Source organism: Pseudomonas sp. ML2-2023-6, assembly GCF_037055265.1.
Taxonomy (GTDB): domain Bacteria; phylum Pseudomonadota; class Gammaproteobacteria; order Pseudomonadales; family Pseudomonadaceae; genus Aquipseudomonas; species Aquipseudomonas kulmbachensis.
In genome coordinates, this window is the sequence record NZ_CP146347.1 from 2,956,738 (window position 1) to 2,969,900 (window position 13,163).

Sequence of the window (13,163 nt, forward strand, 5' to 3'; positions counted from 1 at the left end):
TACTGAATGCAGCGACCCTGTCGTTTTACTCGCTCGTCAGAGGCCGATAAGCGCTTTGGCGACATGGCCCGCGATACTAGGGTTCTCATTCAGTCTGCGCGTGCTGTAACCGTACCAGTCCATCCCAAAAGGTACGTAAATGCGCACGCTGAATCCCATTTTCAACACCTTGTCACGCAAGGGTTCGCAAACACCTAGCAGCATCTGGAATTCAAACTGGGTGCTATCGATACCGTTGTCTCGGGCCAGCGCAATAACTTGCTCGATCAATGCAGCGTCATGCGTGGCCACACCGACAAAGCTGCCGGTGTTAAAGCAGCGCATAACGTGATTCAAAAAATGAGTATTGATGGCGGTACGGTCACTCCATGAGCCGTTTACAAGGTGCGATCGTTCCTCCACATAGATACCCTTGCAGATGCGAAACGTGTTTGTTTCACATGTGAGCGCCTCAATATCCTGATAAGTACGCTTCAAATAAGCCTGCAATGCCAGCCCTACATTGTCATGGCCTATTCTCAACTGGCGGAACAGATCGATTTCTTTTTGGGTGCAGTTAACATCTTCCATATCTATGCAAACAGAGTTTTGATGACCCTCTGCGGCTTCAAGAATGCGCTCTGCGAGACGTGCGCATTGCTGCATGTCGAGGAGTAATCCAAGCGAGGATGGCTTGATCGAAATATTGGCTTTTAATCCGTTGGCTTGAATCGCCTCAAGCAAATCAATGTAATCGATCGCCGTATTCTCAGCCTGTTGTGGAGTCGAAACAGTCTCGCCCAACACGTCGAGGGTCACACAAAAACCTTGTTCATTTAGCTGTTGAACTCGCGCAAGGGCTTCGCCTAGCGTGGCACCAGCAATGTAGCGGCGGGAGATTTTTTGGATAATTGCGCGAGGAATAAAAGGGATGGCACGAGCCATCAAAGCGTTAAAAATTTGCATATCAATACCTGAGACGAAAAGCAGCCAACTTCCATTTCTTCGAGCCAAAGCGTCGAAAAACCACGGACGAAGCAAAGCCACCACTCCTTTGGGGAGCAGCATGAAGCAGAGTCACAACCGTATGTGTCAGTACATAGCGGCAGCGTCTACTGCGAACTTCAGTTCATCGATGGGGGCCAGGCGGCGGCGTGCATGCTTTCTTCTCTAGGTGTTTGCTAACGTCAAATGTTGTTGCCCCAGTATTGCCCAAGCTATTTGTAGAGCTTGAAGGGTGCTGAACGTTGATCCATACCACAAAAAAAAGCAAGGCGAGTTGGGCGTACGCTTACTTTCAAATGGGTATTTCATGCAGCCAACACGCCGCTCCTGTTCCAAGTCCTTCAAGGCCCTGGTCATTCAAGAGTGCGTCCAGCCCGGCGCTTCGATTGCCAGTATCGCGCTCAGCCTCAACGCAAACCTCGTCCACTAATGGATTCGGTTTCACGCGCAGAGAAGCACGGCGCTGACACCTGCATTCGTCCCCAAGTTCTTCGAGTTGCACGCAACGAACAAGAGCCAGATCCGACCATGGGCCCTTGGACGCAAGAACTGGCTCTTCGCCGGATCGCTACACAGCGGCAAACGGGCGGCGGCGATCATGAGCTTGATCCAGTTGGAGCGGCTCAACGGGCATGACCCGTACGCCTATCTAAAGGATGTTCTCACGCGACTGCCTACGCAGCGCGCGAGTGATATCAGCCAGCTACTGCGGCATCGGAGGAAACCCCGCTAACTGACGCAAGGTGAGCTGGACAGACGCTATCAAGGGGCTGGCGACTCTTGACCCATAGCCCAAATTGTTTCATTACCTCAACAACAGGCTCTAACCGCCGTCCGTCAACGGTGAGTTCGTATTCAACCGTGACGGGCACGGTGGGAAATACTGTACGTTTTACGAGTCCAGCTTCCTCAAGGGCGCGTAAATCAATGGTCAGCATTCGTTGCGAAATAGCGGGAATGTCCCGCCTAAGCGCATTAAAACGCTTTGGCCCATCGAGCAGGTAGGATGCAAGAAGCAGGCGCCAACGGCCACCTAGCAAACGCATCGCTTCTTCGACCGAGCAGCCTGAGATGTTGTCTTTCATGGTCAGAGTCCTGCATTGGTTTAGGTATACTTTTTGTACCTATACTACAAAATAGTGCCTTCTTCCTATTTTATACCGGATATCTAGAATGAGCTGAAGCCGTCTCTCAATTGGAATTGACAGCGCTTACTCATGCTCTGGAGTCTGCAAATGAAGCTGTACTACATCCCCGCGTCTTGCTCCCTCTCGCCACATATCGTCCTGAATGAGCTTGGTCTAGATGCCACACTGATTAAAGTCGATCACAAGAAGCACCTCACCGAATTGGGCGCCAATTACTTTGAGGTCAACAACTTTGGCTACGTACCTGCAATCGAGCTGGACGACGGCACTCTCCTGCGTGAAGGGCCAGCAATCGTGCAGTATTTGGGTGACCTGAAGCCGGAGCTTGGACTTGTTCCCACTCATGGCACCCTTGATCGATATCGACTTCAAGAATGGTTGAGCTTCCTGACGTCTGAAATACACAAGGGGTACATTCCCTTGCAGTACTCAACACTCGCGGGTAAGTACGTAGACACTGCCAAGCCAAAGTTGGAGAAGCGTTTCGCCTGGATTGACGAACAGTTGACTACCCGACCATATCTCATGGGTGACTCCTTCACTGTGGCTGACGCCTATCTGTTCGCATTAATAGGCTGGGGTCAGGCCGACTGGTTGACCAGCTATTACAAGGCCGACATACACTTCGACGATTTGCATTACCTTCGTGCATGGTATGAACGGGTTAAAGTTCGTCCCTCGGTTCAGAAAGCGCTGCGAGAAGAGGGTCTTGTGTGACGGCAGATGCGTGCTGATTGAGAGGGTTATCGACAATGGAAGGGCTAACGTCCGCTCGTAGTTGATAGCTGCCATGAACGTGACAAGGATTCTCCCCAAACAATCCCAACTGCTGACACAGCACAACAAGCTGTCGACAGACGCCTCGGATGGCTTGGCTGTTGTCTTTTCGCAAGTTGGCGATGGTCTTGAAGTCGGGCATCAAACGTCCGGTCAGCCACATCAGCTCGACGTTGCGTTGGGCTTCTCGTTCCAGGCGCCGGCTCGACTGAAGGCGGTTCAGATAACCGTAGATACAGATCTTCAGCAGAGTAGCGGGGTGGTAAGCCAGGCTAAACTTGGCGTTCCAGCGCGGTGGGCAACGTCATGGGGCTCGGTTTACAGTGAGGCGTCTCGGGGCCGGAGACGCCATGCGGTGTCCAGATTGCCACAGTCTTTCAGAGGCGGTACAGACTGCCTAAGTCAGCGCCATCCATCGGCGTGCTGTCCGTGCAGCCCGTCATCGGCAAACCCTGTGACCATCCTGCCGCCAAGGCTTGCACGTCACGCAAGGGATCGGACGCCTTGGCGCGTTCATTTCGAATGCGGCAGGTTTCAGGATCAGTGGCAAACAGACCGCGAGCGAAGACTCGACCCTGCTCGGCCAGTTTGGCTGTCTTCGGCCCGCGGATCTCCGCGAAGCGCTGCAAGGCTTCATCAAGGCCGTCCGTTCCTTCCAGGCACCTGGCAAGATGCCAAGCGTCTTCCAGCGCCTGACAAGCGCCCTGGCCCGATGTCGGTAACGGCGCGTGCGCCGCATCTCCCACTAGCAGCACATTGGCTCGGCTCCATGTGTGCAGCGGCTCCAAGTCGTGTACGGCAATCATTCGGATGGCGTGCGCCGGCGTCGCCTGGATGATACGGGCGATAGGCTCTGGCCATCCCGCGAACAGATCCTCGATCTCCTTGCGCATATCGTCTGCGGGCGTCGCCCCTGACAATGGCCGCGCCTGCGCCGCTGCCCAGTAGACCAACTCCGGCCGGACCGCCACGCAACCGAAGCGATTGCCCGAACCCCAATAATCCTGAATCGCCATATCGCTCACTAACGCACGCTCTCCTTGTGCCACCCCGATCCAGTTCACAAATCCCTGATAAACCGGCGTGTTATCCCCCGCAACGAACTCGCGTGCCACCGACCCCATACGGCCATCGGCGCCGATAAGCAGATCTGGACGGATACTCACCCCGTTCTCGAAGCGCGCCACCGCTTTGCCATTTGTCTCCAGATCGATCCCCACCGCCCGATGCCCGAACTCCACCGGGATTCCGGCCTGTGCCGCATGGTTCAGCAGCACTGCCTGCAAGTCCCTTCGCAAAATGGTATGAGTCGGATATCCCATTGTCTGGTCCAGCAGCGCGATATCGATGCCCCCCAACGAATTGCCCGCAGCGTCCTGGCGGCGCACTACCACTGGCCGGCCACCCGCTGCCGCGATGTCCTGGAGGAGGCCCAGCTCCTCCAGCACAAGGCCAGCGTTGGGCCAGAGCGTCACGCCAGCCCCCATAGTTGCTGGCCCGGCCCGGCGCTCATATACCCGGGGGCTGTGTCCCCGTTTGCGCAAGGCAAGCGCCGCGCTCAACCCCGCAATTCCGCCGCCAAGTATTCCGATTTCCACGCTGGATCTCCTATTCAATCCGTCCCGACGCGTCATCGGCGACAACCCATCGGACGAGACGGCATCTTAGATTCCGTCAATGTGGAGAACTATTATGTAAAAATGGGCGACTTTAATACCTTGATCGGGACAATCATGCGCAATGCCCTCGACCTGAACACCGTCCGTGTATACGTGGCGGTCGTCGATGCACAAAGCTTTGCCGGTGCGGCGCGCCTACTGTCCCTGCCATCCTCTAACGTCAGCCGCCACGTCGCCTCGCTGGAACGCAGATTGGGCGTCCGCTTGCTGGAGCGCAGTACTCGTCACCTGCGCATGACTGAAGCCGGCAGACTTCTCTACGAACGTACCAAACCTTTGCTCGACTCCTTGCTCTCCACTGAGGAAGAGCTTGGTGCGGTGCAGCGTGAACTGCGGGGGCCCTTAAGGATGTGCATGCCAGGCGAAGCGCCAAGGCTACTAGCCCCTATCCTGGCCGAATTCTGTAGCCTCCATCCCGGCGTCGAACTGGAGTGCGACACGCGCCTGACCGGTATAGAAGCGCTACGGGAAGACGTGGACCTCTCCATTGTCTTCCATCGTGGTCGCCAGGATGACAGCACCATCATCACCCGCGAACTCGCTACGCTACCCAGCATTGTGGTTGCGGCGCCCGCTCTGTTAGCCAAAACGGGAACTCCGCGCCAAGTGCGCGAGCTTGAGTCCTTGCCGTGCATTACTACTCTGAGCGCATTGAAGGGCCAGCCCTGGATGTTTCTCGACGCCACAGGTGAAATCGTGAAGGTATCTGTGCGTAGTCGCTATCGTGTCAACAGCGGAGAACTTGCGTTGGCAGGCGCGCGGCAAGGCATCGGTTTCGCGATAGTAGCAGCCCATCCATGCCAGGAAGATCTTGCCGCGGGCCGATTGCGGGAAGTGTCGCTGGACTTGCGCCCAGCGCCGCTGCAATTGCTTGGCGCGTACAGCCACCGGCATTCCGTGACGGCGCGGGTTCGGGCATTGCTGGAATTTATACAGCTGCGGTTGGAACGAGTTGGGAGCGGTGCAACAGGCCCAGCTACGCAGCGAGAACTGCCTTTTCCCTAGCCGGCTGCATACCTCAGACCATCTATCCACTCGCTAGCCGACCCATAGCGGGCAGTTGCATTGATTGACGAATGAAGAGTTGTGTTTTGTTGCCCAAGAATGACCGCAACAGCACCTATTCAGAAAAAATCAAATACAAATGCGTATCAGTACATGTGGTTTGGATATAACATACGCCGCGTTAAATTGGCACGTATGCCGTCCTATATGGCTATATCACAAGGTTCCCTCGATGCGTCGTACTCTGGTTTCCATCTGTGTGCTTCAGGCGTTTTCCGCTTCCTCTTGGGCAGAGCAACCTGCAGCCGATAAACCCAGCCTGGAGTTGCAGGCCACTGAAGTCGTCGGCACACCAGACTTTGAAACCGCGCTGGGGCCAGTGGACGGCTATCGCGCAAGCCGTTCGGCGAGCGCCACGCGTACTGACACTTCGATCCATGAGACACCGCAGTCCATCAGCGTGGTGAGCAAAGATGTTGTAGAGGACATCAGTGCCACGCGATTGCAGGATGCGCTGGATTATGCAGGCGGAGTGGGGCGTGCCAACAACTTTGGTGGCCAGGGCCTAACCACGTTTACGGTGCGCGGGTTTACGACCGGTGAGTTTTATCGCAACGGTTTCCCGATCAACCGTGGCTACCCAAACATGCCGGATGCGAACACTATCGAGCGACTCGAAGTGCTCCGGGGGCCGGCGACCATGCTCTATGGCCGTGGAGATCCGGGCGGTACGTTCAACGTCATTTCCAAACAGCCGCTGGCGGTGCCAACGGTCACCCTGGGTAGCCAACTCGATGACCAGGGAATGAAACGTGGCACGCTGGATGCGTCCGGCCCGCTCGACGAAGAAGGGCGTCTGGCTTATCGCTTGAATGTGGTGGGTGAGGGGGGTGACACCTTTCGTGATCATGTCGAGGGCGAACGATACGGCGTGACGCCGGTCATTTCCTGGCAGGCCACTGACGATACCAAAGTGATTTTTGAAGGCGACTTCATGCGCAATAATCACCCGCTGGATCGCGGTGTGACGCGCTATCCCAATCAAATCGGCACCGCTTCACGCGACACCTTCTTCGGCGAAAAAGACGTTGGCAAATTGCACAACGACAACAACATGGCGCAGCTGCGTTTCGAGCACGTGTTGAGCGATAACTGGACGTTGGGCGGTGGGTTCCAATGGCTCGACGGCACCCTGAAGGGGAATGCCATTGAAGCCAACGGTGTGGCCCCAGACGGACGTACCCTGGGCCGTAACTTCAACTACCGCAAGCTGGAGTGGACGGACAAGGACACCCAGCTCAACCTCACCGGGCACTTCACCGCAGGCGGCTTTGATCACACGTTGCTGATAGGAATCGAGTACGAAGATTACGACTACAAGTCGATCATCCAGCGCTCCAGCGGGGAAGTGAGTGCCTACCCGATTGATATCTTCAACCCGGTGTATGGTCAACCTCGTCCTGCATTGACCCGAACCCCGACGAACGACAAGGAAAACCTCAAGACCTACGCCACTTTCCTTCAGGATCAGGTGGTCTTGACCGAGCGCTTGAAACTCCTGGCCGGTGCTCGTTTCGAGCGCTTTGATCATGACTATGAAACCTTCGTGCAGGACGGCAAAAGCTGGGAAGCCAGCGGTAATGCCGTGACCCCGCGCGTGGGAGTGACTTATGACCTCACCGACACCGTGGCCATCTATGCCGACGCGGCTCGCTCGTTCAAACCCAATACCGGTGCCAGTCGCCAGGGCGGTGGTTTTGATCCGGAAAAGGGCAAGTCGTATGAACTTGGTATCAAATGGGAAGCGCTGGACGATCAGTTGAGTGTCGACGCTGCGATCTATCAGATCGAAAAGAGCAACGTGCTCACCACCGATCCTGTGGTCTCGACCTTCAGCGTGGCAGCGGGCGAGGTGCGCAGCCGTGGTTTCGACCTGAACATTGCCGGCAACCTGACCCCGCAATGGCGAGTAATCGGTGGCTATGCGTATGTTAATGCCGAGGTGACCAAGGACAACGTCATCCAGTCCGGTACCCGCCTGGCGAACATTCCGAAAAACAGTTTCAGCCTGCTCAATGTCTATGAGTTCCAGGATGGCGCACTGAAGGGCCTTGGCCTTGGCACCGGCCTGAAGTACGTCGATGAGCGTGCGGGGCAGACGGCCAACATAGCTTTTTCGATGGGCAGCTATACCGTCGTCGATCTGCTGAGCTACTACAAGGTCAACGACCAGATCAGGCTTAATCTGGATGTTAAAAACCTGACTGACGAGGACTATGAGGAGGGTTCGTTCGGCAACGTTTACGCCTATCCGGGGTCGCCGAGAACCGTGCAGGTCGGAATCTCGTACACGTTGTAAATTGATAGGTCATTGCGTCGAGAAAACACCCCTCGGCTTCATTGAGTCTGTTGTGACCGGGTAATTTCGGTTTGAGCGAAATTGCCCTTCGAAAGGCCGGTTCGATTCCGGCTTCGGCCTCCACATTCGAAAGCCCCGTAGACCTTGTTCTACGGGGCTTTTTATTGAGCGCAGGAAAGTGAAGTGTTCCATTGCTTTGAACATGCTTGCTGACGCTGGCCAGTTCGACAAGATCACCCAGCGTATCAACGGTGGCCAGAACGGCGCGGCCGATCGGCAGGCGCTGTATGCCAGAGCGCTTAAGGTGTTGGCGTGAAGATCGATGCGGTGAAGTGGGGCGGGGTGCTGCTGATCATCCTGGCCCTGATGGCGGGCAGCGAATGGGCTGCACGGGCGTGGCAGGCTAGCGCCTGCTGCGATTAGCCACACAGATGCGCCATAGTAACGTCCAAGACTGCCAACTCCAGGTCGATGAAATACGCAAGTGGTCCATCATTACACTAACGAATCATCTTCCTTGCGATCCATCTCGGTGACCGAGGTCAATCGGGTTAATTTTTGTGCGAGATACATTCGCAAGTCGTCCATATAAGTGAACACCACCGGAAAGCCGACAACTTCCCGGCCATTTAACCGGGCAAGTTCCCGGCTCTCGCTACTGGCGTCGCGCACGGTCGCAAGGTCGCCCAAGGTGGCCCACCGCGCCCCTGGTAGAGAAATTGGACGAGTCGCGAGCGCCTCTACGCTTGCGGCGCTACCCAGCGTTCTAATGGTTTGTTCGCGGCCGTAAAGAATGATGCGTCCGCCAGGTACATCCACATTGCTCTGCACCAATTGTGTGTTGACCTGTTCGGCGCTGATGCCTAGTGCTGCAAGACGATCCGGCTTGAGTTCAATCAGGATTTCACGGTTCACGCCTCCCATGCGCTGTACCCGCTGTACGCCGGGTGTCGTGAGCAATGCTCGGCTGGGTAAGTCGATGAATGCGCTTATGCCGACGACAGCCAATAACAAGAACAGAACCAGCGTGGGAATGGGCTGGCGAATGGCCCAAGATGACATCTGGAAATTCACGGTGTTTCCTCGGTCAGATGTGCATCGGCGTCGGAGGTGGTCACAACATCTCCTTCGCGCACAAAAGCGGACGCATTTGCCACTACCCGCTCGCCCGCCTGCAAGCCCGAGGTGATTTCCAGCAAGGCACCGCTGCGCCGACCGGTTGTCACCATCCTGCGCACGATGATCCCCTTGTCATCGACCTGCATCACGGAGGCAAGATTGGTATCGATGACAGAAACCGCCCGAGCCGGCAATGTCACGTCGAGCTTGCGTCGTTCCAGGCCTAGCGTCGCTTGAGCATAGGTGCCGACGCGAAGCAGTTGAGAGTCGCTCAACGCAATGCGCACGCGGCCGAGCCGGGATCTGGCATCAACCTTTGGGGCGACCAATCGAAGGGTTCCCTTCACGGGGGAAGTAATCCCGGTAATTTGAACGTGAAGCGTTTGTCCTGGTTCAATGTCGATCAGATCGGTTTCCGCCACCTCACCCTCGAATTCGATGAGCCCCTCTCTAATCAAGCGGAACAGGGGATCGCCACCGCTCAACGAGCCTGCACGTGCCGTGCGCTCCGCGATAACGCCTGCAAAGGGCGCCTGGATGTCGGCCTTGCTCCGCTGGTGGCGAGCGTCGACCAGTTGCGCGAACGCTTGTTCAACTTCGGCGCGTGCTGCACGAAGACTAGCCGCTGCAGTGAACGCTTGAGCACGACTCTGATCTACCTGCTGCTCACTGACCGCTCCGCTTCCGCTCAGCAGTTCGATGCGTTTGAAGCTGGCTTCTGACTCAGCTTTGACAGCTTCCTGCTGGGCGACTATTGCACAGGCACGCGCCCACACTGCTTTGGCTTGACGAACTTGCGCGTCCAGGCTTTGAGTTTCCAGCCTCGCCAGCAACTGACCAGCCTGGACACTGTCTCCTTCCTCTACTTTTACCTCTGCCACACGCTGCTCCGGCAAGGAGGAACTGATCGCAATTTCCTCGCGTGCAGCGAGCGTTCCATTCAGGAGCAAAGAGCTATCGAGCATCGCAGGGCCTGCCGTGACTGTGCTGACGCGCAGTGGAGGTATTACCGATGCCGCTGGTTCGTAGGAAGGCCAGAGGAGCCATGCTCCCAAGCTGACCAGCAGCAGGCTGACACCCGCCCAAAGCCACAAGCGGTGAGAGCGTGACGCACTAGCAAGGGCGAGGTTCGGGTTCATCGGAGTTTTCATTGAGGTAGTCCGAAAAAGCACGTCGCAATGACGGAGAGTAGGGCTTGACGCGCGCACCCGTGCCGCCCCAGCGTTTACTGGAGAAGGGGCGTCAAGCAGGCAGTGAACCTAGAGAAATGGCCTATTCAAGAAATCGTCTGATCATGCGCATCAGCGTTGGCGTATAGGTACTGAGCTCGAAGTCCGGATCCAGCACAGAGCGGGTGACTGCACCATCAATGAGGGCTATTAGCCAAGTGGCGGCAAACTTCGGCTCTAGGGTGGCATCGATCTGACCCTGGACGATGCCCCGTTGCAGAAGCGCGACCAGATCGTTTTTGATTGCTGCTTCGCTGGCAGCGAACAGCGTTGCTATTTCAGGGTTGCGCATGGATTCGGCGACCACCTCAACGCCGATCTTGGCGTAGACCGGATCGGCGCACTGCAGCAAGAGGCTGTTGACCAAGCGCTCAATCGCCACGATTGCATCGGGTTCTGCGGCAAGTTGGGCGAAGCGCTCGCTCATTTCGCGTCGATCTTCCTCCGCTATGGCCTCAATGATTGCCTGTTTACTGGGGAAGTAGTGAAACAGGTTGCCAGGGCTCATACCCGCAGCTGAACAGATCTGGTTGGTCGAAGTGCCGCGAAAGCCTTTCTCGGCGAAGCACACTACAGCTGCCTCGAGGATCTGGTGCAGCTTGGCCTGGTATTTATCAGGATCAACTTTTCTCATGTCATCTCCGCGGTGCAGGGCTGTATCTTTATTTACTAGATAGACTACTTAGTCTATTATTTGGCAGCTCCCACGCAGAGTCAAGCAATGCAGCAAAAGGATCTTTCTGTAAGCCGACAGGCGACATCCCATATTTGGCAAAGGCTCCATCTATTGCGGCCGCCCAACGCATGGTTGCCCATGGCAATACGCAGCCCTGGCGCGGCGTAACAAACCATAAGCTCGGCTTGATCCGGTACTGACAATTTGGCTCGATTGGCTGCAGCTCATGAAACCTGAAAGGTAGTGACTATGCATAAAGTAATCTGGATGAAGCGCTATCGCGGATGGTTGATTTCCATTGTTTGTCTCGTCATGGCTATCGCTTTTTTTGTTCTCTCGCGGCTTGATACTTATGGTCTGGATCGCAGAGTAAGCGAGCCTTTTTCATTCGAAGCCAATGGATTACTCCTGGCGGGTACGCTTTGGCTTACCGCTTGATGCAGGCGCTGGACGTAGTCGTCTCGCATGGCCTTGCTAAGTACTCCACTGGGGATTTTGACCTGGATGATGCAAGGAATGGCTTGAGCGCTGACATCCACCCCACCACATTTCCAGGAACCGCTAGGCACTTCTTCAATTAGCGTCCAGCACAAGCTCCGTTGACGTGGATCGCTGCCCATTTGCTCGACCTCGACTGCTTCTTTCGTAATCGCTTCGCTAAGCAGTGCCTGTTGTTCGTAAGTAAATGAACCTTGAGGCACTTTGATTAGAATATTGGGCATACAGATTAACGCTCAATGAAATGGAGTCGTTATTGAGCCAGCACTGAAGCGCCGCAGCCAGCGACCGAATTGACATCTTTCGTGCATAATCAGCCAATGAATGATTTTAAAATTGTTGTAGTTGAAGGCGCCTTTGCCTCCAGTGTCGCACTGACCCTGGATATCCTTTCGACGGCAGCGATCCTCGCCAAGCGATTGGGCATTGCCACCCCACGTTGGCAAGTCTGTGGACTGAGTACGGATCGCGTTCCGCTCGGCCAAGGCATGCACATTTTTCTTCAGCCTTTGGTTACCGACGCTGATGACCGCTCATGCTGGATCATTCCGGGCATCGGCATAGCGGACGTAGCCTTGATTGAGCAGCGGTTGCAACAGCCGGACATTACATCGCTGGTACCGGCATTACAGGCTCATATAAGGGCTGGGGGTACCGTAGCTGCCTCATGTTCTGCAGTATTCGTGTTGCAGGCTGCGAATGTGCTCGCTGGGCGCTGCGTTACCACTTGCTGGTGGATGGCACCCTTGCTTCAGCAGTGGGCGTCGGAGTGCCAGGTAGATGCTGATCGCATGGTCATCTCTGATCCCCCGTTGCTTACCGCAGGCGCAGCGTTAGGTCACAGCGATTTGATGCTGCAACTTCTGCGCAGTTATTTTTCCCCGGCGCTGGCAGATGCCGTTGCACGAACGCTACTGATAGACGCCCGACAGTTGCAATCGCCCTTCATGGTCCCGGCAATGATGGCTCAGGGAAATGAACTGATCGCAAAGCTGACGGCTCATATCGAAGCCTCGCTACCCGCGACCATTAGCGTCAGTACACTTGCATTCGACTTTGGCTTGTCAGAGCGAACGTTATCTCGACACATACACAAGGCTACCGGTTATAGCCCGTTACGGCTGATCCAGCGTGTCCAGGCCAATAAGGCCCGTGAGTTGCTGGCAAACAGTAAATACTCGGTCGATACTATTGCCGAGCGCGTCGGATACCGGGATGCCACATCTTTGCGGCGATTGATGAAGAAAATGCTTAATGCCACACCTCGGCAATTGCGTTAAGTCGACAAAGCAGTCGCCCAATAAGCAGTGAGCCTGTGGCACTTGCCAGGTGAGGAGTGGGGCTACCAGCTCCCAGTGCTGATGGGCGCGTCAAACATCGTCGATGTGTGTGAGTTGACCTCTGAAAGAAATCGGACCCTGAGTATCACTTCGCTGGGCAGTGACATGCGCTTTCGAGCTCACGTGATAGTTGTTCTTGATACTGGTTTGTTTAAAAAGATTTTGATAGTGATATGTCGATGTAATAAATTTGTTTTAAGGGGCTGACAGTGGAGATGTTGTTTGTGTCTATGAATAAGCGGCTGGTAATAATCCGAAGAGATACAGGTTGTAGTGTCTCTTCGGAATCCGCTGGTTATGCCGTAGTGCTTAGCATAGTCCAAAGAGCATCACAGTGAGGAGTACACTA

General features: G+C 55.5%; 10 protein-coding genes and 5 pseudogenes. 7 read left to right on the forward strand and 8 right to left on the reverse strand.

Going from position 1 to position 13,163, the window contains the following annotated elements; genetic code table 11:
* Nucleotides 1-36 precede the first annotated feature (36 nt).
* Nucleotides 37-1,047, reverse strand: a complete 1,011-nt coding sequence (locus V6L79_RS13600) for a proline dehydrogenase family protein (RefSeq protein ID WP_338578952.1) — start codon at nucleotides 1,045-1,047, stop codon at nucleotides 37-39.
* Nucleotides 1,048-1,495: 448 nt separating this feature from the next.
* On the opposite strand from V6L79_RS13600, the pseudogene V6L79_RS13605 reads away from it, so the two are divergent.
* Nucleotides 1,496-1,717 (forward strand): annotated as a pseudogene (locus V6L79_RS13605) (transposase domain-containing protein); the annotation flags it as partial.
* On the opposite strand, the gene V6L79_RS13610 reads toward V6L79_RS13605, so the two are convergent.
* Complete coding sequence (locus V6L79_RS13610; protein ID WP_338578953.1) at nucleotides 1,680-2,069, reverse strand: helix-turn-helix domain-containing protein; 390 nt, start codon at nucleotides 2,067-2,069, stop codon at nucleotides 1,680-1,682. The pseudogene V6L79_RS13605 and the gene V6L79_RS13610 sit on opposite strands and share 38 nt — an antisense overlap.
* A gap of 150 nt (nucleotides 2,070-2,219) precedes the next feature.
* On the opposite strand from V6L79_RS13610, the gene gstA reads away from it, so the two are divergent.
* Nucleotides 2,220-2,849: a glutathione transferase GstA gene (gene gstA / locus V6L79_RS13615; protein WP_338578954.1), complete on the forward strand. Its 630-nt coding sequence runs from the start codon at nucleotides 2,220-2,222 to the stop codon at nucleotides 2,847-2,849.
* A gap of 67 nt (nucleotides 2,850-2,916) precedes the next feature.
* Here the strand turns inward: gstA and V6L79_RS13620 are convergent.
* A pseudogene (locus V6L79_RS13620) lies at nucleotides 2,917-3,177 on the reverse strand (transposase); the annotation flags it as partial.
* Between the two features lie 109 nt (nucleotides 3,178-3,286).
* Nucleotides 3,287-4,543, reverse strand: coding sequence for an FAD-dependent monooxygenase (locus tag V6L79_RS13625; RefSeq protein WP_338578955.1), 1,257 nt, complete (start codon nucleotides 4,541-4,543; stop codon nucleotides 3,287-3,289).
* A gap of 99 nt (nucleotides 4,544-4,642) precedes the next feature.
* Between V6L79_RS13625 and V6L79_RS13630 the strand changes: the two are divergent.
* The 4 genes and pseudogenes from V6L79_RS13630 to V6L79_RS13645 form a co-directional block, all read left to right on the forward strand.
* Nucleotides 4,643-5,512: pseudogene (locus tag V6L79_RS13630) on the forward strand (LysR family transcriptional regulator); the annotation flags it as partial.
* A gap of 37 nt (nucleotides 5,513-5,549) precedes the next feature.
* Nucleotides 5,550-5,627, forward strand: a pseudogene (locus V6L79_RS13635) (integrase); the annotation flags it as partial.
* Nucleotides 5,628-5,825: 198 nt separating this feature from the next.
* Entirely contained in the window at nucleotides 5,826-7,952 is a 2,127-nt protein-coding gene (locus V6L79_RS13640; RefSeq protein WP_338578956.1) for a TonB-dependent receptor, read from the forward strand.
* Nucleotides 7,953-8,148: 196 nt separating this feature from the next.
* Nucleotides 8,149-8,268, forward strand: a pseudogene (locus V6L79_RS13645) (glycoside hydrolase family 19 protein); the annotation flags it as partial.
* Between the two features lie 179 nt (nucleotides 8,269-8,447).
* On the opposite strand, the gene V6L79_RS13650 reads toward V6L79_RS13645, so the two are convergent.
* The 4 genes from V6L79_RS13650 to V6L79_RS13665 form a co-directional block, all read right to left on the reverse strand.
* Complete coding sequence (locus V6L79_RS13650) at nucleotides 8,448-9,026, reverse strand: efflux RND transporter permease subunit (protein ID WP_338578957.1); 579 nt, start codon at nucleotides 9,024-9,026, stop codon at nucleotides 8,448-8,450.
* Nucleotides 9,023-10,222, reverse strand: a complete 1,200-nt coding sequence (locus V6L79_RS13655; RefSeq protein ID WP_321836274.1) for an efflux RND transporter periplasmic adaptor subunit — start codon at nucleotides 10,220-10,222, stop codon at nucleotides 9,023-9,025. Before V6L79_RS13655 ends, V6L79_RS13650 begins: the two co-directional genes overlap by 4 nt.
* A 121-nt stretch (nucleotides 10,223-10,343) precedes the next feature.
* A complete protein-coding gene (locus V6L79_RS13660) occupies nucleotides 10,344-10,934 on the reverse strand; it encodes a TetR/AcrR family transcriptional regulator (protein WP_321836275.1) in 591 nt (196 codons plus the stop codon).
* A 392-nt stretch (nucleotides 10,935-11,326) separates the two neighbouring features.
* Nucleotides 11,327-11,698: a tautomerase family protein gene (locus tag V6L79_RS13665; protein ID WP_338578958.1), complete on the reverse strand. Its 372-nt coding sequence runs from the start codon at nucleotides 11,696-11,698 to the stop codon at nucleotides 11,327-11,329.
* Nucleotides 11,699-11,794: 96 nt separating this feature from the next.
* Here V6L79_RS13665 and V6L79_RS13670 point away from each other — a divergent pair, with 96 nt between their 5' ends.
* On the forward strand, nucleotides 11,795-12,754 hold the full coding sequence (locus V6L79_RS13670; RefSeq protein ID WP_338580319.1) for a helix-turn-helix domain-containing protein: 960 nt from the start codon (nucleotides 11,795-11,797) through the stop codon (nucleotides 12,752-12,754).
* Nucleotides 12,755-13,163 lie beyond the last annotated feature (409 nt).